The organism is Streptomyces altiplanensis, from assembly GCF_053591575.1.
Window position 1 is genome coordinate 1 of the sequence record NZ_JBSFUB010000228.1, and the last position, 1,474, is coordinate 1,474.

General features: G+C 65.1%; 1 protein-coding gene. It reads right to left on the reverse strand.

Annotated features, from left to right (window positions below):
• Positions 1 to 47: 47 nt before the first annotated feature.
• The gene (locus ACWD0Y_RS36630) at positions 48 to 1,238 is read right to left on the reverse strand and encodes an IS110 family transposase (RefSeq protein ID WP_450264573.1); all 1,191 of its coding nucleotides are present in this window, start codon (positions 1,236 to 1,238) and stop codon (positions 48 to 50) included.
• Positions 1,239 to 1,474: the final 236 nt, after the last annotated feature.

Below are 1,474 nucleotides of genomic sequence, written 5' to 3' on the forward strand. Positions count from 1 at the left end.
GCGGTCAGACACTCGTAGAACTCGCCCCGGATTCCTAATGGTGTTTGTCAAGCGGCCAGGGCGATGGGCGGCACGGGCTGGTAGCACCGTCCGTCGCGCAGGAGGGCCCAGAGGACGTTGACGCGGCGACGGGCGAGGGCGAGGACCGCTTGGGTGTGACGCTTGCCCTCGGCCCGCTTGCGATCGTAAAACTGTCGCGAATCCTCGCAGTAGCGGATGCTGAACATCGCTGAGGTGTAGAAGACGCGTTGGAGGCGGCGGTTGTATCGCTGGGGGCGCCGGAAATTGCCGCTGACCTTGCCGGAGTCACGAGGGACCGGGGCAACTCCTCCGAAGCCGGCAAGGCGGTCTGCGGTGCCGAAGAGGCTCATGTCACCGCCGGTGGCGGCCAGGAACTCGGCGCCGAGGATGATGCCCAGGCCGGGCATGCTGGTGATCACCTCGAAGGAATGGTGGTCGCGAAACCGGGCCTCGATGAGCTTGTCGAGTTCGCCGATCTCCTGATTGAGGTCCATCACCTCCTTCGCCAGCGTATGCACCATCTTTGCGGTCAGTTTCTCCCCGGGGAGACTGGTGTGCTGACGATCAGCGGCCTCGACGGCCTTCTCGGCGAGCTGGTCAGCACGGATGACGTTGCGGTTCCGCAGCCATGTCGCCAGCCGCTTGGCGCCGATCCGGCGGATGGCAACCGGGGTCTGGTAGCCCGACAGCAAGATCAGCGGCCCGGTGTTGTTCAAGTCCAGGACACGTTCCAGGGCGGGAAAGATGCCATTGAGCTGGGCGCGGAGTCGGTTGATCGTGCGGGTGCGGTCGGCGACCAGGTCAAGGCGTCGGTTGGTGAGGATCCTGAGGTCGGTGACTGTCTCGTCGCCGACGCGTAAGGGGTGAAGGTCACGGCGGACGCGGACCTGGTCGGCGATGACTGCGGCATCTTTGGCGTCGGTCTTGGCCTCGCCGCGGTAGCCTTCCGAGGCCCTGTGGATGGCCCGGCCGGAGATGTAATGGACCGGTTGGCCGTGGTTGAGGAGGAGCGTGATGGCTAGGGCGGCTCCGCCGTCTGCCAGATCAATGCCCCAGGTCACCTCGTCGCTCAGGGCGAGCACGTCGGCAAGGAGCTCAAGCAGTTCAGGCTCGTCGTTGGCGACACGTCGCGACAGCAGCCGCCGGCCGCTGTCATCGATCGCGACGCAGTGGTGATGGGTCTTGCCTGCATCGATGCCGGCCCAGATCGCGGCCATGTGGTTCCTCCCTGCGGTGTGCTGTTGGTGCCTCCCACGGACGACCTCGCTGTCGATTCCCTACAGAGCGATCATTCGCAATTCCTAATTGGCAGCCGAGTCGTCGTGAGGCGTCGGGTGGCCAATCCGGGCAAGCCACAAGCGGCAGAAGCGTGAAAGCCACACCCGACACCCCTGGGCGGGTCAACCATACGAAGGGCTCACCACGTCCCGCAGAACAACGTAGGGAAGCGTGA

Excerpts from the sequence above, each read along its gene's own strand:
- ACWD0Y_RS36630 (WP_450264573.1), bottom strand. The coding sequence starts at position 1,238 with ATGGCCGCGATCTGGGCCGGCATCGATGCAGGCAAGACCCATCACCAC.